24 protein-coding genes and 3 tRNA genes are annotated in these 23,272 nt (G+C 41.0%); 7 read left to right on the top strand and 20 right to left on the bottom strand.

From position 1 onward, the window contains the following. Window positions 1-9: 9 nt before the first annotated feature. From polA to ACEYV4_RS00115, 5 genes are all read right to left on the bottom strand, one after another. A complete protein-coding gene (gene polA / locus ACEYV4_RS00135) occupies window positions 10-2,670 on the bottom strand; it encodes a DNA polymerase I (RefSeq protein WP_373841434.1) in 2,661 nt (886 codons plus the stop codon). 132 nt (window positions 2,671-2,802) lie between these two features. Beyond that, complete coding sequence (locus ACEYV4_RS00130) at window positions 2,803-3,516, bottom strand: Bax inhibitor-1 family protein (RefSeq protein ID WP_373841433.1); 714 nt, start codon at window positions 3,514-3,516, stop codon at window positions 2,803-2,805. An 89-nt stretch (window positions 3,517-3,605) separates the two neighbouring features. Next, window positions 3,606-4,913: a UDP-N-acetylmuramate--L-alanine ligase gene (murC, locus tag ACEYV4_RS00125; protein WP_373841432.1), complete on the bottom strand. Its 1,308-nt coding sequence runs from the start codon at window positions 4,911-4,913 to the stop codon at window positions 3,606-3,608. Between the two features lie 121 nt (window positions 4,914-5,034). Beyond that, on the bottom strand, window positions 5,035-5,682 hold the full coding sequence (gene ytpR, locus ACEYV4_RS00120) for a YtpR family tRNA-binding protein (RefSeq protein WP_373841431.1): 648 nt from the start codon (window positions 5,680-5,682) through the stop codon (window positions 5,035-5,037). Between the two features lie 71 nt (window positions 5,683-5,753). Then, window positions 5,754-6,074: a thioredoxin family protein gene (locus ACEYV4_RS00115; protein ID WP_373841430.1), complete on the bottom strand. Its 321-nt coding sequence runs from the start codon at window positions 6,072-6,074 to the stop codon at window positions 5,754-5,756. A 161-nt stretch (window positions 6,075-6,235) separates the two neighbouring features. On the opposite strand from ACEYV4_RS00115, the gene ACEYV4_RS00110 reads away from it, so the two are divergent. Beyond that, window positions 6,236-6,571 carry a hypothetical protein gene (locus ACEYV4_RS00110; protein ID WP_373841429.1) on the top strand — a complete coding sequence of 112 codons (336 nt, stop codon included), beginning with the start codon at window positions 6,236-6,238 and terminating at the stop codon, window positions 6,569-6,571. 70 nt (window positions 6,572-6,641) lie between these two features. On the opposite strand, the gene trmB is transcribed toward ACEYV4_RS00110, so the two are convergent. The 3 genes from trmB to ACEYV4_RS00095 are packed head-to-tail and all read right to left on the bottom strand — an operon-like array spanning window position 6,642 to window position 9,220. Next, window positions 6,642-7,232 carry a tRNA (guanosine(46)-N7)-methyltransferase TrmB gene (gene trmB, locus ACEYV4_RS00105; protein WP_373841428.1) on the bottom strand — a complete coding sequence of 197 codons (591 nt, stop codon included), beginning with the start codon at window positions 7,230-7,232 and terminating at the stop codon, window positions 6,642-6,644. Between the two features lie 55 nt (window positions 7,233-7,287). Continuing rightward, entirely contained in the window at window positions 7,288-8,490 is a 1,203-nt protein-coding gene (locus tag ACEYV4_RS00100; RefSeq protein WP_373841427.1) for an ABC transporter permease, read from the bottom strand. Continuing rightward, window positions 8,483-9,220 carry an ABC transporter ATP-binding protein gene (locus ACEYV4_RS00095; RefSeq protein ID WP_373841426.1) on the bottom strand — a complete coding sequence of 246 codons (738 nt, stop codon included), beginning with the start codon at window positions 9,218-9,220 and terminating at the stop codon, window positions 8,483-8,485. The genes ACEYV4_RS00100 and ACEYV4_RS00095 overlap by 8 nt, the downstream gene beginning before the upstream one ends. Before the next feature lie 130 nt (window positions 9,221-9,350). On the opposite strand from ACEYV4_RS00095, the gene ACEYV4_RS00090 reads away from it, so the two are divergent. Beyond that, a complete protein-coding gene (locus tag ACEYV4_RS00090; RefSeq protein ID WP_373841425.1) occupies window positions 9,351-9,785 on the top strand; it encodes an HIT family protein in 435 nt (144 codons plus the stop codon). Further along, complete coding sequence (locus ACEYV4_RS00085; protein WP_373841424.1) at window positions 9,785-10,006, top strand: hypothetical protein; 222 nt, start codon at window positions 9,785-9,787, stop codon at window positions 10,004-10,006. The genes ACEYV4_RS00090 and ACEYV4_RS00085 overlap by 1 nt, the downstream gene beginning before the upstream one ends. A 161-nt stretch (window positions 10,007-10,167) precedes the next feature. Here the strand turns inward: ACEYV4_RS00085 and ACEYV4_RS00080 are convergent, their stop codons facing one another. The 3 genes from ACEYV4_RS00080 to ACEYV4_RS00070 all read right to left on the bottom strand — a co-directional run bounded on the left by ACEYV4_RS00080 (window position 10,168) and on the right by ACEYV4_RS00070 (window position 13,881). Beyond that, window positions 10,168-11,115, bottom strand: coding sequence for a peptidylprolyl isomerase (locus ACEYV4_RS00080; protein ID WP_373841423.1), 948 nt, complete (start codon window positions 11,113-11,115; stop codon window positions 10,168-10,170). 162 nt (window positions 11,116-11,277) lie between these two features. Beyond that, window positions 11,278-11,658, bottom strand: coding sequence for a YlbF family regulator (locus ACEYV4_RS00075; RefSeq protein WP_373841422.1), 381 nt, complete (start codon window positions 11,656-11,658; stop codon window positions 11,278-11,280). 60 nt (window positions 11,659-11,718) lie between these two features. Continuing rightward, window positions 11,719-13,881 (bottom strand): PBP1A family penicillin-binding protein, encoded by a 2,163-nt coding sequence (locus tag ACEYV4_RS00070; protein WP_373841421.1) that lies wholly within the window; start codon window positions 13,879-13,881, stop codon window positions 11,719-11,721. Window positions 13,882-14,130: 249 nt separating this feature from the next. On the opposite strand from ACEYV4_RS00070, the gene hpt reads away from it, so the two are divergent. Then, a complete protein-coding gene (gene hpt, locus ACEYV4_RS00065; protein WP_373841420.1) occupies window positions 14,131-14,667 on the top strand; it encodes a hypoxanthine phosphoribosyltransferase in 537 nt (178 codons plus the stop codon). 105 nt (window positions 14,668-14,772) lie between these two features. Here the strand turns inward: hpt and argS are convergent, their stop codons facing one another. After that, entirely contained in the window at window positions 14,773-16,473 is a 1,701-nt protein-coding gene (argS, locus tag ACEYV4_RS00060; protein ID WP_373841419.1) for an arginine--tRNA ligase, read from the bottom strand. A gap of 454 nt (window positions 16,474-16,927) precedes the next feature. Here argS and ACEYV4_RS00055 point away from each other — a divergent pair, with 454 nt between their 5' ends. Beyond that, window positions 16,928-17,863 carry an L-lactate dehydrogenase gene (locus ACEYV4_RS00055; protein ID WP_373841418.1) on the top strand — a complete coding sequence of 312 codons (936 nt, stop codon included), beginning with the start codon at window positions 16,928-16,930 and terminating at the stop codon, window positions 17,861-17,863. 83 nt (window positions 17,864-17,946) lie between these two features. On the opposite strand, the gene ACEYV4_RS00050 is transcribed toward ACEYV4_RS00055, so the two are convergent. The 3 genes from ACEYV4_RS00050 to ACEYV4_RS00040 form a co-directional block, all read right to left on the bottom strand. Continuing rightward, window positions 17,947-18,030, bottom strand: a tRNA-Leu gene (locus ACEYV4_RS00050). Between the two features lie 390 nt (window positions 18,031-18,420). Next, window positions 18,421-18,504, bottom strand: a tRNA-Leu gene (locus tag ACEYV4_RS00045). Window positions 18,505-18,580: 76 nt separating this feature from the next. After that, window positions 18,581-18,916, bottom strand: a complete 336-nt coding sequence (locus ACEYV4_RS00040) for a hypothetical protein (protein WP_373841417.1) — start codon at window positions 18,914-18,916, stop codon at window positions 18,581-18,583. 228 nt (window positions 18,917-19,144) lie between these two features. Here ACEYV4_RS00040 and ACEYV4_RS00035 point away from each other — a divergent pair, with 228 nt between their 5' ends. After that, a complete protein-coding gene (locus ACEYV4_RS00035; protein ID WP_373841416.1) occupies window positions 19,145-19,540 on the top strand; it encodes a hypothetical protein in 396 nt (131 codons plus the stop codon). 46 nt (window positions 19,541-19,586) lie between these two features. Continuing rightward, window positions 19,587-19,657: transfer RNA gene (locus tag ACEYV4_RS00030), tRNA-Gly, on the top strand. A gap of 71 nt (window positions 19,658-19,728) precedes the next feature. Here ACEYV4_RS00030 and ACEYV4_RS00025 read toward each other — a convergent pair. From ACEYV4_RS00025 to ACEYV4_RS00005, 5 genes are all read right to left on the bottom strand, one after another. Further along, window positions 19,729-20,010: a hypothetical protein gene (locus tag ACEYV4_RS00025; RefSeq protein ID WP_373841415.1), complete on the bottom strand. Its 282-nt coding sequence runs from the start codon at window positions 20,008-20,010 to the stop codon at window positions 19,729-19,731. Window positions 20,011-20,388: 378 nt separating this feature from the next. After that, window positions 20,389-21,063: a lysostaphin resistance A-like protein gene (locus tag ACEYV4_RS00020; RefSeq protein ID WP_373841414.1), complete on the bottom strand. Its 675-nt coding sequence runs from the start codon at window positions 21,061-21,063 to the stop codon at window positions 20,389-20,391. Further along, window positions 21,056-21,280 (bottom strand): hypothetical protein, encoded by a 225-nt coding sequence (locus ACEYV4_RS00015; protein WP_373841413.1) that lies wholly within the window; start codon window positions 21,278-21,280, stop codon window positions 21,056-21,058. Before ACEYV4_RS00015 ends, ACEYV4_RS00020 begins: the two co-directional genes overlap by 8 nt. 68 nt (window positions 21,281-21,348) lie before the next feature. Further along, complete coding sequence (rbsR, locus tag ACEYV4_RS00010) at window positions 21,349-22,368, bottom strand: ribose utilization transcriptional repressor RbsR (protein ID WP_373841412.1); 1,020 nt, start codon at window positions 22,366-22,368, stop codon at window positions 21,349-21,351. A 61-nt stretch (window positions 22,369-22,429) separates the two neighbouring features. Continuing rightward, window positions 22,430-23,038: a hypothetical protein gene (locus tag ACEYV4_RS00005; protein ID WP_373841411.1), complete on the bottom strand. Its 609-nt coding sequence runs from the start codon at window positions 23,036-23,038 to the stop codon at window positions 22,430-22,432. Between the last annotated feature and the right edge of the window lie 234 nt (window positions 23,039-23,272).

Here is a 23,272-nt window from a genome sequence, read left to right as displayed (position 1 = left end):
TATCCTTCCTTACTTTTTAAGGTCATACCAGGTATCACCGAATTTACTATCAACCTTAAGCGGCACATCAAGCTTAACCGCAGAATCCATCACCCGTGGCACCAATTTCTGAAGAATTGGGATTTCATCCTTGGGAGCCTCAAAGACCAATTCGTCATGGATTTGCAGTAACATTTTAGCTTTAAGGTTTCGCTGATCCAATTCATTTTGCATATGAATCATCGCAATTTTGATAATATCAGCTGCACTTCCTTGGATTGGTGTATTCATTGCCGTTCGTTCAGCAAAGGAACGTCGGCTAAAGCTTTTGGCATTAATATCTGGTAAATAACGCCGCCGGTGGGTAATCGTCTCCACATAACCATGTTCACGGGCATATTCAACCGTGTTGGTAATATAGTCCTTAACCCCTGGAAATTCATGGAAGTAATTCTGAATAAACTCATGAGCCTGAGCACGACTAACGTGGATTCGTTGGGCTAGCCCATAGTCACTAATACCATAAACAATTCCAAAGTTAACCGCCTTAGCCCGGCGCCGCATATTTGGATCCACCGGAGCATCTGGTGCTAAGTGAAAGATCCGTCGGGCAGTGCTGGCATGAATATCCTCACCATGCTTAAAGTCATTCTGCAAGTTTTGGTCACCAGTAATGTGAGCTAGTACTCGTAGTTCCACCTGAGAGTAATCCGAAGAAAAGATCTGCCAACCAGCATGGCTTGGCACGAAGGCCCGACGAATCCGGCGTCCTTCTGGTAAACGAACCGGAATATTTTGCAAATTAGGATCAACTGAAGAAAGACGGCCGGTTTGTGTCAGCGTCTGCAGGTAACGGGTATGAATCTTTTGATCGCTAGAGTGAATAACCTTTAAGAGACCAGTAATATAAGTTGACTGAAGTTTGGCAATCTGCCGGTATTCGAGGATCTTAGCAACGATTGGTGCCCGGTCAGATAGTTTCTCTAAGACCGCCACGGCGGTTGAATACCCCGTCTTGGTCTTCTTAATCACCGGTAATTTCATCTTCTCAAAAAGAATATGACCGAGCTGCTTAGTGGAATTAATGTTGAACTTCTCACCGGCCTCCTGATAGATTTGGCTTTCAATTTCACTAAGACGTTCCTTAAGTTTACTGCCCATATTTTTTAGCGTTTGAGCGTCAACATGCACTCCAGTAATCTCCATTTTTGCTAGGACCCGGGTCAATGGCAATTCAATTTTAGTATAGAGTGGCAATTGTTGGTTATCTTTTAATTCAGCAAAAAGTGGCTGCTTTAATTTAGCAATTGCCCGCGCCTTGTTAGCCAGATGAGTAAAGAAGAGGTCGTCATTATCTGGAATAGCCCGTTTGACACCTTTACCATAAACTTCTTCATCAGTCTGAACATCATGATAATCATGCTCGGCGGCCACCTTACCTAAATCATTACTATTATCATTGGTATTCAACAGGTAAGAAGCCAGCAAAAGGTCAAAATCAACCCCTTGAAAATTAACTCCTAATCGGTGGAGGCCAACAATCTGTTCCTTAGCGTTAAAGACATCCTTCTTAATGGCGGGATCTTCTAATAATTGCTGCAACGATGGCTGCTTAAGCAATTCAACGTTCCGACTGACTAACCAGGTGGAGCCATCACCAATTACAAAGCCGGCAAATGGCGAAAGGTGGTAATTAGCTAGGGGTAGCTCCAGGTAAAAGCTAAGTGGCGCCTTCAGGTGGTCAACCAAGCCCATTCTATCCTTTGTTAATTGTTGGTATTGAATTGGCTGCAGCTGCTGTTCATCATCCTCAGGAGTGACATTCATTTTCTTCAGAAAAGATTTAAAACCCATTTGTTGGTAAAAATCAATTAACTCTTCATTCTGTGGACCCTGATAACCAATGTCTGCCAAGCCAATCTTAATAGGAGCATCCCGCAAGATGGTTGCTAAGGTTTTATCTTCCCGGGCCACCTGTTCATCAGCAATCAGGTGTTCTTTCATCTTACTCTTTTTAAGGTCGTCCAGATGATCATATAAGGACTCGACCGAGCCAAAGCGTTTCACTAGTTTAATAGCTGTCTTTTCGCCAACCTTCGTGACACCAGGATAATTATCAGAGCTATCACCCATTAGGGCCTTCATGTCAATGATTTGAGTAGGTGTAATCCCTAGTTTGTCCTGGATATGGGCAGGAGTATAATGTTCAGTCTCAGTGACCCCTTTATGCGTTACGGCTACTGTAGTGTGGTCGCTGGCAAGCTGGGTAAGGTCTCGGTCACCAGTAACGATTAATGTTTGATAGCCAGCATCATCGGCCTGCTTAGCAAAGGTCCCAATAATGTCATCAGCCTCATAGTTTGGTAACTCGTAACTATGAAGGCCGGATGCTTTGACTAATTGACGGACGTAAGGCAGTTGTTCCGTTAATTCCTCCGGTGTTTTGTTACGACCACCCTTGTAGTCTTTATACATTTTCGTTCGAAAGGTTACCTTACCGGCATCAAAAGCCACCAGGGCCGCATCTGGATGAAAGGTGTTCAAAACGTGGTCCAGCATTAATTTAAAGCCATAAATTGCTGCCGTATGAAGGCCATCTTTATTGGTAAACTTATCAATTTGGTTGTGCATGGCAAAAAAAGCTCGAAATACAATGCTGTTGCCATCAATCAATAATAATTGCTTAGTCATTTAATTCCCGCCCTTCTATTTCTCAAAATAATTGTACCAAAGATTCCCCATCGACGTTAATTTGATGACTGCTTATTTTTGAGTTAACAAAAAGCCCAGCTAGGAAACATTTCCTAGTCGGGCTTAAAATCATTAATTCCGATCGCTCATGCCGAAGATCTGCAAGAACGAGATGAAAAGGTTAACAAAGTCGAGATAGAGTTGCAAAGCACCCACAATTGCCAAGCCAGTCATGGAGTTTTGATCACTATAGTTGACGTAAATCTGCTTCATCTTTTGCGCATCCCAGGCGGTTAAAACGGTAAAAATAATTACCGCAATGAAGGAAAAAATGTAGGTAATTGCCGGACTCTTTAAGAAAATATTAATAATCCAGGCAATTATCAAGGCAACCAAGGCTGCTAACGCGTGAGCACCAAATCGGCTGAGATCTCGTTTGGTCACCGTTCCATAAATCGTCATCGTGGCAAAAACCGCTGCCGAGCTAACAAAGGCTGCCGCAATATCGGTTCCGGTGTAGACCCCCGCAATCAAGGCAAATTCAACACCGTAGATAATAGAAATTAACATTAACATCACGAAACCACCAACTGGATTGCGAGTGGCACTAAAACTGACCCCCATGGAAAGGGCAATCGGTAAGAGTAAGATCAACCATACCATCGCTGGATGAGCACTGAAGAATGTCATCACTTGATTGGCAAAAACCGTCATGGTGAGGTAAGCACTTAACGCGGAAACCAGCACTGCTAAGGTCATGTTGCCATACATCCGAGTTAAGAAACGGTTCACACCGTTAGTATTGGTCACTATTCGTCGACCAGATTCACCTGAGTAGTTATCCATAGATAATCCCTCTTTCTATTATTATGTTAAAAGTAATTTAAAAATAACACAAAAATGGTAGCAACCACTACCATTTTTACTTAAGTCAATTATTTATTAACAATTTCTTTATACTTATCCTCGTACTTTTCGATATCGCCAGCACCCATGAAGATAATTACGGCATCGTGGTACGTAGTTAATTTGTCCATCGAATCCATGTCAATTCCTTCACTGTGGGGGATCTTAGCTTCCAGGTCAGCACTAGAAATGTTTCCTTTATTCTCACGAATTGAACCAAAAATAGGAGTTACATAAACCTGGTCCGCTTTGCTTAGGGAAGCAGCGAAGCCATCAAGATAGGCAGCTAAGCGAGAGTAGGTATGGGGCTGGAAGACAGCCACAATTTGTTTGTCCGGGTATTTTTGCCGTGCCGCATCAATCGTCGCTTTAATCTCATTCGGGTGGTGAGCGTAATCATCAATCATCTTATTGTCAGCTACATCCGTTTCACTGAAGCGCCGCTTAACACCCCTGAAATTAGCTAACTCTTTCTTAATTTCAGCCATATTGACATGTTCCATGTAGGCAACGGCCAAAACAGCTAAACTATTGAGAATACTGTGTTCCCCATAGAGATGAATAGTAAAAGTACCTAACTTCTGATCGTGAAAGTATGCATCATAAGTTGAACCAGCTGGTGTCCGTTTAATGTTGGTGGCACGGAAATCATCTTGGTCTCCAGTACCATAGTAATAAATCGGCACATTGACGTTCAGCCGATGAAGGTTTTTATCATCGCCCCAGGCGAAAATAGCCTTTTTGACCTGTTTACCATAGGTTTCGAATGATTGACGAACATCATCAATATTCTTGAAGTAATCTGGGTGGTCAAAATCGATATTAGTCATGATCGCGTAATCCGGGTGATAAGCTAGAAAATGATCACGATATTCATCGGCTTCAAAAACGAAGAAACGATCATCAGCACTACCCTTGCCAACCCCGTCACCAATCAAATAACTGGTCGGCTCGACGGCATCAAGGACGTGGGCTAATAGTGCGGTTGTACTCGTTTTACCATGAGCCCCGGCAATGCCAATACTGGTATGGCTAGTAACCTCATGCTCCACGGCTGCCGGATAGGACATTACCGTTAGCCCTAATTCATGGGCCCGTTTAATCTCGGGCTGGTCGTCACCAAAGGCGTTACCCTGGATAACCGTCATTCCTGGTTTAATATTGGCGGAATTAAACGGCAAGATTTTAATGCCCGCTTTTAGTAATGGGCCTTGGGTAAAGGTTTCTTTTTCAATATCCGATCCCAGAACGGTATTGCCCTTATCATGTAAAATTCGAGCAAGGGAAGCCATTCCGGTCCCCTTAATTCCAACAAAATAATATGTCTTCTTCTCCATCAGTCCAGTTTCCTTTCAACCATTAATTCTATTTAAAAGATTATTGAGGGACCGTTAATCCGGTCCCTCAATAATAATAAAGCATTCTAATATTTTGGCAATAGCTTTCACTAATAATTCATTAATTTGCTGGGAAGAAGGTATCAGCTTTCTTAAAGTCAACCGCTTCACCAACTGCTTGCCAGTCATCCGGAATAATCCAAAGCCCCTTCTTATCTGGAGCATTCTTCATCTTTAATTCACGAAAGCCACAGAGCATACCATCACTTTTAACCCCCATTAGGGCCCCCGGCCAAATGATTTTACCATCAGGCATCATGGCACCAGGAAGAGCGACGACCGCCTTAATCCCCTTCTTAACATTAGGAGAACCACAAACGATTTGAACGGTTTGGTCCTGACCAATCCGTGTCTGGGTAATCTTCAAGTGATCAGACTTAGGATGATCCTTCAGCTCTTCCACATAACCAACCACAAACTTAGGGGTTAAGTCCGCCGTCAATTGCTGGTCAAAGCCGGCCGCTGCTAGTTTAGCATTTAACTTAGCAACGGCTGCCTTATTAAGGAAAACCTGGCCATTTTCTTTTTGCAATTCCGGCAAAATAGTGCTGGCGTGCATAAAATTATAGCCGAGTAGTTTATTATCCTTCTGGCTAGTAATTTGGGCAACATCATCTCTAATCACCGTTCGCTGGCTCTTTTCATCGGGAGCAGTGATTACTACAAGAATATCGCCCATCTCGTTAGGATTGTAACTTGAAATTAACATCGAATGTTCCTTTCCACAATTTGAATTTTAAGAACCATCAAAAAATGACGGTCCCTTACCGCCATTTCATTTTACTTCAAATTATTTAAAAAGTCTTCCACTTGTTGCTTTGTTTTCCGTTCCTTGTTAACCAAACGACCAATCTCCTGGCCATTTTCATAGACCACGAAGCTGGGAATACCAAAGATATTTAACTCGGCAGCTAGATCAATGTTTTGGTCACGATCAACGTGGATAAAGGCATAGTCACTAAAATCCTTTTCAATTGCGGGCATCGCTGGCGCAATAAAATGACAATCCGGACACCAATCCGCACTAAAAAAGAGAACGTACTTCCCTCTAGCGATTTTCTTTTGCAATTGATCTTCCTTTATCACTGGTAGCTCTTCCATTGACGATTCCTCCATCAGTTAGTTTTTATTATTATAGCATTTTTCTTATTAAAAGTAAGCAAAATGGTTAAGTTGATGTTCGTGATCGTAATATGTTAAAATACGAGCGTTATCTTAAATTACCTGATCGCCAAATACGTTAGAAAGAAGTAATTTAATTTATGAACGATTCCAATACTCCCGCTAACCCCTGGATAATTCCTTTAACTTTAGGAGCTTCTGGGATAGTCGGTTTTATCATCGGTAAGCTTTTTGGAGATCGGCCAATTTCAGCTGGTCGGATTCTTAAAATGGTACATAACGATTTTGCACGCGAAGGACAAATCACTGGTAGCTGGATCGATCACCATATGGTCCCCTTCCAACGCTTTGCCGTTAAGACCAACGCCTATCGCGGAGGACTGACCCGCCGTGAAGACGATAAACTCGTTAATTATGACTTCTTGGCGGATGCCTATACTGGCAGTCTGCTCGAACTTAAACGAACTGAAAATTAAGAAGGGACCACGTGGTAGCCTTTATCGGGTAGCCACGTGGCCTCTTTAATTTTTTGTCAGTTGACGGTAATCATTCAAAATGGGCAGTTAACTTATAAATTGGTTGGCCCTTGGCCGCAAACTTTTGTTCATATTCTGTCTCAATATTATGTTCATTTTCTTCACTATTGTGTAAATCGAGCCAAACCCCATCAAATTTCATTCCGTAATTATTCATGCTCCATAAAGAAAATTCGAAAAAGCCCATGTTATCGGTTTTAAGTTCAATTGCACCACCGGGTTTCAAGATATCCTGGTAGTTAGCCAAAAATGTCTTATAAGTAAGGCGCCGCTTGGTATGTCGCTTCTTGGGCCATGGATCAGAGAAATTCAAATATAGACGATCGATTTCGTGCGGTTCAAAGAAGGTATCAAGGGCACTTCCATCCCCACAGATTAGCTGAAGATTAGGGAGACGATCTTCTTGAAGAGCCTTTTTTAACGCAATCGCCGCTACCGTCCGTTGTATTTCTAGACCAATAAAGTTAATTTCCGGGTGAGCCTTGGCCATTCCAATGATAAACTGCCCTTTCCCCATCCCAACTTCAAGCTGGATAGGCTGATGCTTGGCAAAACGTTGCTGCCATTTACCCTTCCAATTAGCGGCATCAGTTACCATCATTTCCGGATGAGCTGCAATTAGTGGTTCCGCCCATTTTTTATTTTAACACGCATAATTAATTTTCCTCGCTTAATTTTTTAATTCGTACTCGAAAATAAAATCGGGTCAACAATAATACTTCAACAACCGCAATCACCAGATTAATTCCTAACTGGCTCCAAGACAGATGATAGCCTAGACTAGCTAGGACGATTAATCCTGCTATTAGGGTCGTCACTTTAACTAACAATGATTGAAAGTCGGCTTGTCGCTGAGCAAAACTAACCGGGTAAAGATGGGTAAAGACATTACCATCATACTGGTCAAACAGCGGCATCAGTTGGGTTGCAATTAGATAAATAAACAGGACTGCTAAAATACTATTCAGCCAGACGACCGGCACTAAGAAAACGATGACCATTGCCAATAGGGTCAACCGACTAACAATCCCACTGACATCGGCATTTCGAATAAAGCCCCGGGCATAGAGGTAGGACCAGGGATGTCCAGCGATTGTTAACTGCTTGAGCAGGCCATTAGCCCAAGTTCGGCGTTTCACCTTACCCTCTACTGCAGGCACATCCGTAAAGAGATTAAAGAAGCGGTAAACGCTGTACATTCGATCGGCTTCAGCATTAATGGCCAGTCGCCAATCAAGGCTCAAGTGATGAGTCATTACGCCAACCTCAAAGACTGCTGCCAGGATCAAACCAATTAAGGGAGTCCCTAACCAAGTTACTAGGGCAACCACCAATGGCCATAACCACTGTAAAGTCCGCAGTAATCGTTGGTGGCGACGACCCTCTTGACTGATTCGGGCTTGTGACAAACGCAACCAACTAGCCTTAACTATTAAGAAGGTTAAAAAGATCATGACAATTTCAGTCGTCGTTAACCGTTCAGTCGTCAGGGCAAACGGTAAGGCTACAAAGGTACCGGTTGCCGTTATTAACAGTGCTAAAACTAAACTGTACTGACTGGCCTGTCGGAGATAAGTCTGCATACTTTTAACCTGTGGCAATAAGAACACCGGGTCGGGACGCTCAAGCAAGGTTGCCAGACGACCCAACTGGGCTAGCAAGGTAAACCAGATTGCCAAAAGCCAACGACTCCACCAGAGATGAGGGCCCAATTGCGGAAGCCATTGTGAATATCCATAAGCTAGTGCTCCAAATAAGAAGAAAAGGGCAATGACAAAATGATCATTAAAGACCAATCGCCAGTACTTTAATAGCAACATAAAGTGACGTTGCCGCCGTTGTACAAATAACCTATTCATGATGATCATCCCTTGCTAGGTGCAGATAAATTTCATCCAAGGATTCCCCCGAATGATCACCAAGCTGGCGTAGTTCATTTAAAGTACCATGAGCCCGAACCTTACCATTAGCCAATAAGACAAAACGGTCACAATATTTTTGGGCAGTGTCTAACACATGAGTTGACATCAAGACCGCCACACCGGCTTTTTTTCGCTTCTCAATCAATTCTAGAAGGTCATGGACAGCCAACGGATCAAGGCCGTAAAAGGGTTCATCGATGACTAACAATTTAGCATTAGTCATAAATGCGCAGCAGATCATCACCTTTTGCTTCATCCCTTTGGAAAAATTAGCTGGAAACCAGTCCAACTTATTGGCAAGGCGAAAAGTCTTCAATAGTTGGTGGACCCGTTGCCAAGCTCGTTGGTGATTAAGGCCATACGCAGTCATTGTCAATTCTAAATGTTCGCGTAATGTTAATTCATCATAGAGAATTGGCGTTTCCGGAACATAGGCAATCTGCTTTTTATATTCTTCTGGACTGTCTTGAATATTCAGACCATTAAGACTAATTTCCCCAGAAAATGGCCGCAGAATTCCAATGACATGATTTATGGTTGTAGATTTCCCAGCCCCATTGAGACCAATTAAGCCCACTAATTCGCCGGGTTGAACATCTAAACTGACGTCTTTTAAAACCGGAATTTGGGAATAGCCGCCAACTAGGTGCTTTATTTCGAGTGCCATTATCTTCCCTTCTTTTACTTTCTTGTTTTTCGACTTTTTATTATAACATACCGGTTTATCACCCTCAGCAATGAAGAAAGTCTCATTATAAGTTATACTAGAGGTAACTATTAACAAAGGAGGGGATACAATGACTGATTGTATCTTTTGTAAGATTATTGCCGGTGAAATTCCAAGCTATACGGTCTATGAAGATGATGTTGTGAAAGCATTTCTCGATATTTCACAGGGCACGCCGGGTCATACCTTAGTGGTACCTAAGAAACACGTTCCCGATCTTTTCGCGTATGATGATAAACTAGCGGCAGCCGTTTTTTCTCGGTTACCAAAGATTGCCCGGGCTATTAAGGCGTCTAATCCGGCCATTAAAGGGATGAACGTTATCAACAATAATGGTAAGGTTGCTTATCAATCCGTTTTCCATTCTCATATTCACTTGGTTCCCCGTTATTCCGACCATGATGACTTCAAGATGATTTTTAAGGATAATTCTAGTAAGTACGACGATGCTAAGTACAAGCAAATTCAGCAGTCAATCATTGACCACATGGAAGATAATCAGTAATGGTAAAAAAATTACGATCTTTAGCTACTACTATTCAACAGTTCAATAATCAAGTTAAGGCTCTCAGAGCTAACCTACAACAGTTACAAGATGCCATGAACGGTATTAATCATTTTGTAACCGGAGTTAACCGGGCCTTTGATAAGTGGCAATTTAAAAGTCGCCCCCGCATTGGACGGATTCAAAAGATCAGTCAGCGACTGACTAAACTAAATCGGTAATAATAGCTGTTCAAATAGGTAGATAAAAGGGCTGTGGTACTAGTCCTTTCACCAGAATTAAATATAAGATACATAGTATACAAATAGGTCTCCAGAGCTTGGTTTAACCGAACTTTGGAGACCTATTTTATGTTTTTAGATTAGACCGATAACCTAACCAATCAATTGTTATTATTGTTAGAAGCAGAGGTTGGATTATTTCCCAAATTACCATTAGTCGTACCGTTGGAATTGAGATAATCATCCAGAATGTTCTTTTCATCATTATCCTTGATGGAAACGTTCCCCTTCTTCAGAACATTAGCGACAACCTTGTGCAGGAAGGTGCTATTATTCATATTCTCCTGAACAATTTGGTTACGTAAGTCGTTGATGTGTTGACTCTTCTTACCCTTAGCTGGGTGTTCGATCATGTAAATAACCTGGTAACCATCGTCAGTCTTAACCGGTGAGGAAGTGTAGTCACCGGTTTTCAACTTAAAGGCTGCTTTCTTATATGCTGAATCAAGTTGATTATCAGTATTGTCAAAAGCAGGAACCCGTCCACCATTGTTCTTATTAGAACTATCAGTAGACTTGGACTTAGCTAGTTTCTTGAAGGTCTTGTACTTATTGCTAGAACTGTCTAGCTGATCAATAATACTCTGTGCTTCTGATTTAGAACCAACCAGGATTTCAGCTGTCTGAACCTTTGGCTGATATTTAGCCCACTGCTTGTTGATCTGTTGGTTAGTAATATGAGAGTAATCTCGTACCGCCGCCTGAAGCAAAAGGTTAGACCGAATCTGTTGCTTAAGAGTTTTTTCCGTCAAGCCATTTTGTTGAAGAACCGTATTAAATTGGGATCCATATTGTGACTTGTAACTGTTGTATTCGGCATTTACCTGCTTGTCTGAAACTTGCTTACCGTATTGCTTCTGCAGAACCTTATCCAGAATCATTTGTTGTAAGACCTGCTTACCCTGACTAGTCTGCTTCATGCTAGAGTAATATTCACTCTCGGTAATCTTACCGCCGCTGGTTGTGGCAACTGCCTTATTGCCACAGGCTGCTAAAGGCATCATTAGTGCCACTCCAGCAACAATTGCTAATAATTTTTTGGACTTCACAAAAACACATCCCTTAGAATTAATTTTTCGAAAACTTTCACTCATCCAATATACCACACTTCCCCATCTGATCCAGTATTGTCAAGGAAATGTTAACTGCATCTTCACGAAAAATTAAAAAAGCTAAGGTTGGTAATCCCCACCAACCTTAGTTTTTATTAATTACTTTTTATCCTTATCTGTTGGAGCTTGTGGCATGATTTCGCTGTACAAGTCTTGAATTGGGCTCGTAACCGTCTTATTCAATTGTTGGAGCATCTGGTCAACCTGACGTTCATGATTCATCAGGTCTTGAACAGCCTTCTTACCACTGATTTCTTTTGCTATAGTTTGGATAGCCTTGATCTCGTCATCACTTGGATTTTGACCACTCATTTGTTTACGTTGAGCTGCAGCTTGCATCTGCTGAAACTTCTTGAAGGAATCAAAGGCATCCTTGTCCTTCTTCAATGCATTAAAGGACTTCTTCAAACCCACAAACTCCTGAGTCTTGACCAGTTGACGACTCATTTCATTTGCCGTGTCATAAATATTTACAACCATAATTATTAGTCTCCTTTATACTATCTATCTTGTTAAATTGTATCATGTTTATAGTTTTAATCAAAATAAGGTTTTAACGCTATTCCACCACTGTTTAGCCTTGTTGCCAAAACTATTAACAGATTGATTAAACTGGTTGAACATATCACTATTATTATTAAATAATGCTTTCCAACCACCCGACCTGTTTTCGGTATTATTAGTGGCCCGTGTTTGGGCATCCTTAACCGTAAATTTAGTTCCTGGTGTATTATCTAGGATCCCGGTCAACTCATTTTTAAATAAGGCATTGATACTATGTTCAGAAATATCATTTAAGACGTGCTCCTTATTAGTATCATCATATCCTTCCCAGGTAGCCACCACCACGTCTGGTGTATAGCCAACAATCCACTTATCCCGGTCATTCGACTCATCACCTTTAACACCAGAATTAGTGGTTCCGGTTTTCCCGGCAACGGTATAACCAGCTGGCTTGGCCGTTTCACCAGTCCCATGATCATAAACCCCGATCAACATACTGGTCATTTCCCGAGCCGTTTTGGCAGAAATGACATGTTTCGTCTTATTACCCTTATTTTGTGCCACTACCCGTCCAGAGGCATCTTCAATCTTAGTAATGTAATGAGCCGTTGGCATTTGTCCTTCATTATCAAAGGTCGCGTAGGCCCGCGCCATTTGTTGCGGTGAAACTCCCTTAGTCATCCCGCCAAGAGCCAAAGCTAAGTTCTTATCACTCTTTTCTACTGGCAGGTCAAAGCGTTGAGCCATTGCATAGCCCTGGTTAACACCGATCTTATTAAGTAACCAGACCGCTGGCGCATTTAAGCTTTCATAAAGAGCCTTATACATTGGAACAGTTCCACTATAAGTGTCATCATAGTTCTTCGGCGTATAATTGTTGGTGCCATACGATTGTTTTTTATCTTGCAAGGTTGAATCATAAAAGTAGCCATGTTCAAGGGCTGGTGTGTAAACCACGAGCGGTTTAATGGTCGAACCTGGCTGCCGCCGCATTTGGGTAGCCCGATTAAACCCCCGAAAGACATGTTTGCCTCGACCACCAACAACGGCCGTTACTCCACCGGTTTTCGGATCCAAGGCAATTGAAGCCGACTGGACCTTAGTCCCATCAAACGAATTAGCTGGGAAATTATCGTCATCATCATAGGTTTGTTGCATCGAACGTTGCTGCCCTTGGTCTAGGGTTGTGTAAATCTTGTAACCATCGTTCATAATGTCTTTTTCAGAAATTCCATACTTACTCTCGGCTTCGGCAATCACTGCATCAAAGAAGTATGGATACTTATAGGTATCATTCGGCACGTAACCATTTGTAACGTCCAGTGGCACCTGTTTGTACTGGTCGGCTTGTGTCTGAGTTAGCTTATGATTTTCGACCATTAATTGAAGAACAAGGTTACGCCGCTGCTTAGTAGCAGCTGGGTGGTCAATCGGATCATAAATTCCCGGGGAGGTTAACATTCCCGCTAAGGTTGCAGCCTGAGGTACCGTCAATTCAGTAGCATCTTCATCAAAGTAACGCTTGGCCGCATCTTGTACTCCCCAGACACCATGACCAAAATACGCATTGTTGAGATACATCGTCAAGATATCATTCTTACTGTATTGATTCTCCACTTCTACAGCAATAAAAATTTCTCGAGCCTTGCGGGAAAAGGTCTGTTGCTGAGTAAGAAAAGCGTTCTTGACCAACTGTTGAGTTAAAGTACTACCCCCACCAGAAATATAATTGCGATGGAGAAGCTTATTCTTAATTAATAGGAAACCAGCCCGACCAATTCCTTTGATTGAAAATCCATGTTCATGGTAAAAGTTACGGTCCTCTGTAGACAAGACCGCGTCGGGAACGTTTTTGGAAATTCGGTTGAGACCAACATAGGTTCCTTTTTGGGCATAAAGACTACCAGCCGATTGTTTATTACGATCATAGATAATAGTGGACCGCTCTAAACGGTTTTTAAGGTTACTAACGTCTGCCGTCTTAGCAACAAAGGTCAAATGAATACTCATCACCAAGAAAGCAGCTAGGAAAATGACAATAATCCACCTTGTCAATTGAAAGCGATGCCAAAATTGCTTCACCCAACTACGCATCCGTCGTCCTATTTGTTTAATGGCGGACCAAATTCGCGCCCACATTGTCTTCAACCACGTTTTCACTTTTTCTTTAAAAGATACATTTTGTGGTTCACGTTTCATTTTTATTTCTCCAGTTCATTAACTAACTGATTGCAATTTTAGCATAATCCCGTTCGAACACCATAAAATTTAAGTGGGCTTTAACAATCCTTACCATTTTCTTCATTTTATAATATCCGAACATTATGTATGATAATTATAATTATAATTAGCTTTTGTCTTAAATTTTAGCTTATTCTATGGTAAAATTTGGGCATCAGCATGGAAAAGCATTTAATAATACTAATCCAAGCAAAAGAGGAGAACATTATGAACAACGACATTGAACGCGTTTTAATTACCCAAGACCAAATTAAGGATCTGCTAGACACTATGGCAACAGAAATAACCACTAAGTATCAGGATCAGTTCCCATTAGTTGTCTCAGTATTAACCGGTGCCATGATTTTTACCGGTGATATGTTAAAACGATTAAATTTCAAACTTAACCTCGACCTAGTTGACGTTTCCAGCTATGCCGGTACTAATACAACCGGTCGGGTCAAGCTTATTCAGGATCTCAAATCAAACGTTCAAGGGCGAACGGTAATTATCATGGAAGATATTATTGACACCGGTTTAACCATGAACTTTCTAGTTAAACTCCTTAAAAAACGGGGTGCCAAAAATATTGCAATCTGCGCATTACTAGATAAACCAGCTCGTCGTCAAGTAGACATCAAGGGCGATTTTATTGGTTTTGAAACCCCTGATGAATTTTTAGTCGGTTATGGTCTTGATTACAACAACCTTTATCGCAATCTTCCCTATATTGGAATATTAAAACCCACTGTTTACCAAAAATAACCAATAGTTACAATAAACCGGTTCACAGATTTTTAACTTATCTGTGGACCGGTTTATGTTAAACAAGGTCGGCTTTTAGTTCCTTCCTTATCTTAAATTTAATTCTTACATCTCATCTGGTGCCTGGATATCCAGTAGATTCAGGGCAGACTTTAAAACATCGCTTACTGCCTGAGTCAGGGCTAACCGGGCTGGTTGACTATCATCCTTGTCGAGAATCCGGTTATGAGCATAATACTGGTTAAATTTCTTAGCTAATTCCAGTGCATACTTGGCAACTACAGATGGATCATAGTTAACTGCAGCCCGCTGAATGGCTTCACCATACTGTCCAAGGAAGCTAATCAGGTCCCAAGCAGAATCACCAACCTTAGTCAAGTCAACATCACTAAAGTCCCGAATGCCACCTTTTCGTAAGATACTCTCAGCACGAGCACGAGCGTATTGAACATACGGACCAGTTTCGCCTTCAAACTTTACCACTTCATCCAACTTAAAGTTAACGGCATTCCGTCGGTAATTCTTTAAGTCATGGAAGATTACGGCACCAACCCCAACCTGCTTAGCAACTTCATCGGCATTCTTTAGGTCAGGATTCTTTTCGGCAATTTGTTTTCGAGCCAAATCAACGGAATCATTCAACACATCTTCTAGGGAAACCACATTCCCCCGCCGAGTGGACATCTTGGAACCATTCAAACTCATCAGCCCAAACGAAATGTGGATAATCTGGTTCCACCAGTTAAAGCCCATTTCCTTTAGACCCATCCGCAATTGACGGAAATAGGTATCCTGGTCGGCACCGACAACGTATAGTGACTTAATGTGTCCATACATTCGCTTCCGGTAAAGGGCTGTAGCTAGGTCCCGGGTGATATAAGTTGTGGTTCCATTGGACTTAATGATTAACAATGGCGGCAACTTATACTTATCAAGGTCAACAATCTGAGCACCCCGACTCTTTTTCAGTAAACCTTTGTCACGCAGCAATTGAATTGGTTCATCCATCTTTTGAGCACTAAAGGCTTCACCGTTAAAAGAATCAAAGTGAACATTTAACATGTCATAAACTCGTTGGAACCGCTGTAAAGACATCTCCCGGAACCAGTGCCAAAGTCGCCAAGCTTCTTTATCACCATGCTCCAACTTGGCAAACCAGGCACGGCCATCATCGGTGTATTCTGGATGTTCATCGGCTTCGGTATTAATCTTAACGTAAAGCTTAACCAAAGTGTCAATCGGATCTTCTTTCAGGCCCTTTTGAATTTCTGGTTGGTTGCCCCACATCTTATAAGCAGCCATCATCTTACCAAATTGAGTACCCCAGTCACCAAGGTAGTCAATCCGGATCAAGTGATAATTAACCTTTTCCAAGATCCGCGCAACAGCTTCACCAATCATTGTGGAACGCAGGTGGCCCATCCCCATCGGCTTAGCAATATTTGGTGATGAATAGTCAATCGTCACATTAGCTTGGTGTCCCAGGTCTTGACTCCCATAATTAGCAGGATCGTTTAAGATTTCTTTTAGTACATTGGAACCAACTACTGCCTTGTCAAGGAAAAAGTTAATATACGGGCCAGCCACTACCACCTTACTGAAGCCCTTTTGATCTACCTTGGCAACTAAATCTTTAGCAATTTGCTGTGGCGCTTGGTGAAGCGTCTTAGCAAGAAAGAACGTTGGGAAAGCATAATCTCCGTTTTGAGCATTTTTCGGCCGTTCAATTTTTCCTTCAATCTCTGCCACGTCCATGTCTGGTAAGGCAGTGGCAAGGGCTTTTGCGACTTGTTGTTTTTCGTCCATAATATTCCTCCTTAGTATGAAAAAACGTCTCTAATAAGCATCAAGCTTACTAGAGACGAGTTATTTACCCGCGGTACCACTCTAATTGAATGAAAATTCCACTCTTAATTATCAAATTATCTACCTACAAGGCACGCCTTCGTAGTCAACAGGTCCCTTTCTCTCACTAATAAAGGGTCGCTGATAAGTGTCTAACCATTACTACTCCTTGATTAACGGCATTTACATTGACTAATTATAACAAACTTTAATCTAAATACAAGAAATCTCAGCTAAGAAATATCATTATCCCGCATTATGTTAAAATTATCGTTAAGAATCAATGGAAAACCGACATCAATCGTCATTCAAGCTCATATTATTAACTTAGTGTTAAAACTTCACTAAGGCTAAAAGAACGTTTATATATAATTCTCAAGACGGAATAAATCATAAAATAAAGAAGGTAAAACAAATGCTTGATAATTATAGCCATAAGGTTGTTCTGGTCGGTGATGGCGCAGTTGGATCAGCCTTCGCCTTTTCATTACTCCAGTCGACTCACGAAATTGATGAATTAGTGATCGTGGATCGTAACCAGCAAAAAGCTAATGGTGATGCACTTGACCTCGCTGACATTACCCCCCTGACAAGTCCGGTACGAATTCATGCCGGTAAATATACGGATGCCGCGAACGCTGACGTTGTTGTAATTACGGCTGGAGTGGCACGACAACCGGGTGAATCACGGCTAGACCTGGTAAACAAAAACGTCGCAATTTTTAAAACCATCATCAACCCAATCGTTGCTAGTGGTTTCAATGGTGTTTTCGTTATTTCCAGCAATCCAGTTGATATTTTAACTACCTTAACCCAGCGCCTGAGTGGTTTCCCTCATAAACGAATAATCGGTACTGGAACATCACTTGATTCAATGCGATTACGTGTTTTGCTTGCTCACCGTCTCAATATTTCGGTCAATGCGGTCGATGCTCAGGTACTCGGCGAACACGGCGATACTTCCTTCGCCGCTTTCAATGAAATTACTATTAATGGACAGCCACTGACAAAACAGCTTCATCTTAATACTAAAGACAAAAATCAACTTGAAATTGCTGTTCACCAAGCTGGTGGCAAAATTATTAGTAATAAAGGGGCTACTTTTTACGGAGTTGCCAAATGTTTGGCTACCATTACCAGTGCTATCATTGAAAATCGTAATGTTGTCTTGCCCATCTCAGCACCCTTAGATGGACAATACGGTATTCATGGTCTCTACCTGGGTTCCCCAGCTGTTATTAATAGTCAAGGAATCGGTCAGGTAATCGAATACCCATTAACTGCTGATGAACTGGTTAAAATGCAACAGTCAGCAACAGCAATGCAAGCTGTTTTAAATAAGATTAACTGATCAACTAGTAAAGGGAGTGGTTCGATGAACCACTCCCTTTACTACACAAAAAGCCACCGAACTCCATTCGATGGCTTATCCAGTGCCCCAAACAGGATTCGAACCTGTACATGGAAACCCATACAACGACCTGAACGTTGCGCGTCTGCCAATTCCGCCACTGGGGCAATTTGCTTAATTAGCTATTTACTTAAGCAACACGTTTTATTATATATTAATTTTCAATAATTGCAAGACCTTTATAGGCAATCCTAATGACTTAAATTATCAAATCAAGTGCAATATACCTGTAAAGCTAAACATTGGTGGAAGCATTCTTGCACAGTGTGATTTTGAGATTTGGTGTTGATGGCTTGGGCAACCTGATAAAGATAAAGTCAAAATTGATTGATAAACCCGACCTTGAGGATAAAATTGACGAAGTAAATTGGCTCATTAAAAGATCAGGGAATTACTAACACTGCCGAGGAATTTCATACTCTAATTATTATAAGTTAAAAAGAAGTGCAGCTCCTTTATTGGGAACTGCACTTCTTAAAAACTAAATTTTATTTCTATGCCCCAAACAGGATTCGAACCTGTACATGGAAACCCATACAACGACCTGAACGTTGCGCGTCTGCCAATTCCGCCACTGGGGCAACTTGTAGTTACATATTTAAGCAACAATCATATTATATCTAATTTACCAAAAATTGCAAGAGTCCTTTTTAATTCCTAGAACCAACCAATGATCGTTAGCAAAGCTACTACTAACGCTGCTGTCACAACATAAGAACGATTAGGATTCCCAAAGGTTTCTCTTTTTAAACGAAAATTTGTTTCCATTAGAATATCTACCAGGATCAAATAAATGATACCAAGCGTTTTGAGCCACCAATATACCTTAAAGGTCAAAATAAGGTGAATAATGACTACCGTTAATAAAACAAAAAAGCATACCCGTGCAATTACAAGCCAGTCACTAACATGTTTCTCCTGCTTTGCCCGACTTCCAAAATGGTTAGCGATAATTAATAGTAATACCATAATAATTGCAATCATTCTCAACATAATATTCGCCTACAATCTAACTTTTCCCACTACAACGCAAACAAGCTTAACTCATAATCACCTTTTGCTTTTTCAAATCAAGAAGTCCCCTATCAATAACTTCCAATATTTATTCTAGCATTCTTCTATTCTGAAGGCTAGATGACTAATTACTTGAAAATGATAGCCAAAGAGTGTAAACTAGTCCGGTATTACGTACGACCACAATTAATAATGAGGTGAGACTTAGTGGCTGATTTTGAAATTGGTGACGTTGTAAAGGGTAAAAAGTTCGGTCCAATGGATCATGACTTTACGGGAATTGTTGAAAAAGTTTATAATAACTCAATCATGGTTTCTATTCATGATTTTGACCCTGCCGATAAGAGTGGTGTCAACGAATTAAACGGACGAGCCGTTCTCCGACAAAAAGAAACAAAGATGATTAAGGCCGTTCCCCGTAAGGAAAAAGATGAAAACGAAGACGATAAGGGCAAAAAGTCTAAGACGAGAAGAACACGAACAAGGACAAGTAGGTCTAAGAAATCTACTGCTAAAGCCAAAACCACTAAAAAGCGGGCAACCAAGGCAAAAACAAGTAGGAAAAAAACTACTAAGAAATCAACAAAAAAGGCTGACAAATAGTCAGAAACGTTATATACTAGCTTAGTAAGTTAATTAGGCTAGTAATGCGGGTATAGTTTAGTGGTAAAACTCAACCTTCCCAAGGTTGCGTCGCGAGTTCGATTCTCGTTACCCGCTTTGTTTTTTAACGTAGGATAAATATCCTACGTTTTTTTGTTTTTTAATGGATAGTTTTGTCCAGTTCATTTTTAATTCTTCAATAATTGAATCATAGTGCCATAACCCGTTATTACTAAAAATTTTGGCGCTACTTGAACATTTGCTACCATAGTATTAAAACGCACGTTAACAATTCCGTCTGCTTTTTTAGCAGCTGCTCGTTGTTTCATCTTTTCTTCAACATCGCTATAAAGTTGATCAAAAGATTCAAAAGAATCAATCTCTTCACTTGGTAACATTAGATGACTGGTTGCATTAACAATTCCTAGGATCCGGTGAGCCTGCGGAAATGCTTCAGTTGATAAAAACATTTAATTCCCCTCTCTACGATTAAGTTTAATTATAACAAAAAGGGAACCCAGTCCACCCGACTGTGTTCCCTTTTAACTCACGGAAGGAATCTTGCCACTTTGCACTGGAACTAATTACATTACATTTTTTTGATTCTAAACTTCCGCAAAGTCGCACTTATAACCACCGTTGAAGTGCACCCTGGTGACCTGATTATAGAACTTAATTCAAAACTTTAATTGATATTTCTGGTCACACTTACGTTGCTGCTTGCCTACTCCATAACTTCCTTCGGCGCTTCAACTAGTGAGAGGATTCCATGACGGATCATGGCCTCTTTCTATCTTTCCTTCCACGCTTTTAATATACCACCTTGTGTAAGCGATTACAAGGATTATTTAAACTTTTAACAACATTGCAATTGCTACCATATTATTCAAAGCATGGAGAGCAATGGAATTACGTAAATCACCCGAGCGGCGATAAATATAAGCTAAGACCATCCCCATAAAACAATAGGTTAAAAAGCTAATCACATTTGAACTAATGTGGGCACAAGAAAAGACAATTCCGGACAAAACAACTTTAGGCCAAAAGTAATTACTTTGCAAAAAAAGATTGGTTAATACGCCCCGGAAAATTAATTCTTCAGCAATCGGTGTCAATGTACAAGCAGAGATAACAAAAATAACGGTTGCTAGCTGATTATGGTTAAGCATAGCCGCAATTGCCTGATTATTTGCCGTTTCGGTCTGATGAAAAAACATCAAATTCAATCGTCCAAATATTAACATTCCGGCTAATAAAACTAAGTAACCACCTAATATCATTTCCAACCGTAAATTATGACGAACTGGTAACTGATTATAACGATGGTAAAGTTGCCTTGCCCAATTAATAATAAAGAAAAATAGCGCTAAAAAGGCAACCACTAAAAGAATCGTCAGAATCAAATTATGTGGGTGACGGTTGGCAATGCTAATGGCAACCGGTGGTACTTGAATCAGCAAAAATAAGATCATCATGATCCCGCACCGGTAAAGAAAATTAAACAATTTAGACAACTTAGGCATGCGGATCCTTCTTCTCTGCTTCGCGACGCTTCTTTAAGCGATGATAACTGTGCCTAGCAGTAACATGGGTTACCCAGAGGTTGGCAACCACAAAGCCCAGAATCCAAAGTAAGTATAACCAAAAGCCAGTGATTAAATGAATAATCGTCAACCAAACGAGAATTGCAAAGATCACAAAAGTAGGAAGAATAATTTTAATTAGGTATTCTGCTTTCATTGAAAAACCCCATTTTTTATCCAGTATGTTAAACGTAACGCTATTGCCTACGCTCGCCCTTAATAGCCTTAATTTTGTCTTGGTTGACCAGTACTCTGTCGAATAACTAATTTAACCGGGAAACGGCGAATTTGTTCAGAAGAATGGTCATCATGAATCTTACTTAACAACATTTTTGCCGATTGGATGCCTAGATCAAGAATCGGCTGGTGAATTGTCGTTAGACGTGGTGAAACATATTCATCCATGTAAATGTCATCATAACCAATTATTGATAAACGATCAGGAACCCTAATCTTTCGTTCTGTTAGGCCCCGTAGCAACCCAATTGCCATATCATCGTTCCCAGCGAAAACGGCGGTAGCACCACTGGCCAAAACAGCCGCGGTTGCCGCATAACCACCAGGACGGCTCAAGGAGGCAACGATCACATCCCGCTTTTGATCAAAATTAACTTTATTTTTGATCAAAGTATCATAAAAGCCCTTCATTCGCTGGGTAAAGTTCTCACTTTGCTGGCGAGGCTTTAAAGCAATCACCCGTTGGTGCCCCAAATTAACCAAGTGTTGGGCAGCCAACGTTCCCCCACGGTAATCATCGGTCAACACTCGAGTACCGTGTTGGGCATAGTTTTTATCAAATAGGATATAAGGAATTTCCCGGGATCCAATTAGGCGACTAATGGTATCGGTCGTCATCGTTGCACTAGCAATAATCAATCCATCAATGGAACGAGCAATCATTTGAGAAAGATACTCTTGTTCTAGCTTTGGATCTCGGTTTGCACTAAAAATCAATGGAACCATTTTCTCGTGCTGGGCAACTTGCTGGACTCCCTTAACAAAGGTTCCAAAAAATGGACTACTAATATCTGGGACCAAAACCCCAATCATGCTAGATGACTTCTGCAAGATTAAACTCCGAGCATTAAAATCTGGAACATAGCCGTACTGATCACGCAATTTTAATACCCGATGTTGAGTTTTCTTGCTAAAACGGGCCCCCTTACCATTTAAGATTTGCGAAACCGTCGTTACTGAAACACCAGCCAGTCGAGCGATATCGCGAATTGTTACTTTTTTCCCCATTTCGACCTCACCAATCTTTTATGTTTCTTTTAACTCTATAATATTTGGCGTTGTGATTCAATCACTCTTCAGGAAAAATATCCTTTAAAATTTGTTTCCCGGTTGCCACTTGTGAACCCCGCACTCGAACATAATCAACTTGTGCAAGTAAAACTGAGTATTCCCATAATGATGATAGATCATGTTCGTTAAAATAGTGAAGAGTCAGCTTGACCCGGTCCAGAGCAGCCAAGCGTCCAATAAAGTCATCATTTCCCTTATACTTCCGTGTGCCAACCACAATTGGTAGGTCATGTTCATAAGAATCACGTAATACATTTCCTAAGAGGTTTCCTTGCGTTATTTGAGGATGCTTATCGAGGAAACGCTGAACTTGCCAAATATCAAAATAATGATAATGGTGAGCCACCTTTGTCTTTTCAGAGACGGTCACCAAGTAATCTGTCTGTCGTTCAGTATAAAGAATACTTGCCACCCGGACAACGATTAAACCATTAATTTTACCGTCCCAATCAATACTAATCAGCATACAAAACGTAGGATCTAAGCCGACCACGAAACCAACGTTGAAATAATCATCCCCCGGTAAATTATGAACTTCAATCAAGGTTCCCTGTTGCTTAGCTAGAGCTAGTTGTTCTCTAATTTGATTCTCCGTCATTTTTGCCATGACTAACAGTCCCCCTTTCCATTACATACTAGCTTTCATTTTATTATTGAAGAGTTAGAGTCTCAACAATTTAGTAGTTTAATTATTCACTGTTACTAAATCTAGCAAAGAAAATATTGGGAATCCACAATATTTTGTAGTATGATGGTTGCTGTTAATTCTAAAATAAAGAGGGGCCATTATGGTGATTATTACAGCAGGAATGATTGGTGTCGGCAAAACAACACTGACGGG

Source organism: Limosilactobacillus sp. (genome assembly GCF_041859915.1).
In the GTDB taxonomy this organism is placed as follows: Bacteria; Bacillota; Bacilli; order Lactobacillales; family Lactobacillaceae; genus Limosilactobacillus.
This window is presented reverse-complemented; position numbering and strand designations above follow the sequence as displayed.

Bases quoted from the DNA above. Each gene is read 5' to 3' on its own strand.
- ACEYV4_RS00005 (WP_373841411.1), bottom strand. From the start codon at position 23,038: ATGGCAAAAATGACGGAGAATCAAATTAGAGAACAACTAGCTCTAGCT.
- ACEYV4_RS00115 (WP_373841430.1), bottom strand. From the start codon at position 6,074: ATGGAAGAGCTACCAGTGATAAAGGAAGATCAATTGCAAAAGAAAATC.
- ACEYV4_RS00075 (WP_373841422.1), bottom strand. From the start codon at position 11,658: ATGGTTGTAAATATTTATGACACGGCAAATGAAATGAGTCGTCAACTG.
- hpt (WP_373841420.1), top strand. From the start codon at position 14,131: ATGAACAACGACATTGAACGCGTTTTAATTACCCAAGACCAAATTAAG.
- argS (WP_373841419.1), bottom strand. From the start codon at position 16,473: ATGGACGAAAAACAACAAGTCGCAAAAGCCCTTGCCACTGCCTTACCA.
- murC (WP_373841432.1), bottom strand. From the start codon at position 4,913: ATGGAGAAGAAGACATATTATTTTGTTGGAATTAAGGGGACCGGAATG.
- rbsR (WP_373841412.1), bottom strand. From the start codon at position 22,368: ATGGGGAAAAAAGTAACAATTCGCGATATCGCTCGACTGGCTGGTGTT.
- ACEYV4_RS00040 (WP_373841417.1), bottom strand. From the start codon at position 18,916: ATGTTGAGAATGATTGCAATTATTATGGTATTACTATTAATTATCGCT.
- ACEYV4_RS00090 (WP_373841425.1), top strand. From the start codon at position 9,351: ATGACTGATTGTATCTTTTGTAAGATTATTGCCGGTGAAATTCCAAGC.
- ACEYV4_RS00095 (WP_373841426.1), bottom strand. From the start codon at position 9,220: ATGGCACTCGAAATAAAGCACCTAGTTGGCGGCTATTCCCAAATTCCG.
- ACEYV4_RS00020 (WP_373841414.1), bottom strand. From the start codon at position 21,063: ATGCCTAAGTTGTCTAAATTGTTTAATTTTCTTTACCGGTGCGGGATC.
- ACEYV4_RS00015 (WP_373841413.1), bottom strand. From the start codon at position 21,280: ATGAAAGCAGAATACCTAATTAAAATTATTCTTCCTACTTTTGTGATC.
- polA (WP_373841434.1), bottom strand. From the start codon at position 2,670: ATGACTAAGCAATTATTATTGATTGATGGCAACAGCATTGTATTTCGA.
- ACEYV4_RS00025 (WP_373841415.1), bottom strand. From the start codon at position 20,010: ATGTTTTTATCAACTGAAGCATTTCCGCAGGCTCACCGGATCCTAGGA.
- ACEYV4_RS00085 (WP_373841424.1), top strand. From the start codon at position 9,785: ATGGTAAAAAAATTACGATCTTTAGCTACTACTATTCAACAGTTCAAT.
- ACEYV4_RS00070 (WP_373841421.1), bottom strand. From the start codon at position 13,881: ATGAAACGTGAACCACAAAATGTATCTTTTAAAGAAAAAGTGAAAACG.
- ytpR (WP_373841431.1), bottom strand. From the start codon at position 5,682: ATGTTAATTTCAAGTTACAATCCTAACGAGATGGGCGATATTCTTGTA.
- ACEYV4_RS00100 (WP_373841427.1), bottom strand. From the start codon at position 8,490: ATGAATAGGTTATTTGTACAACGGCGGCAACGTCACTTTATGTTGCTA.
- ACEYV4_RS00110 (WP_373841429.1), top strand. From the start codon at position 6,236: ATGAACGATTCCAATACTCCCGCTAACCCCTGGATAATTCCTTTAACT.
- trmB (WP_373841428.1), bottom strand. From the start codon at position 7,232: ATGATGGTAACTGATGCCGCTAATTGGAAGGGTAAATGGCAGCAACGT.
- ACEYV4_RS00055 (WP_373841418.1), top strand. From the start codon at position 16,928: ATGCTTGATAATTATAGCCATAAGGTTGTTCTGGTCGGTGATGGCGCA.
- ACEYV4_RS00130 (WP_373841433.1), bottom strand. From the start codon at position 3,516: ATGGATAACTACTCAGGTGAATCTGGTCGACGAATAGTGACCAATACT.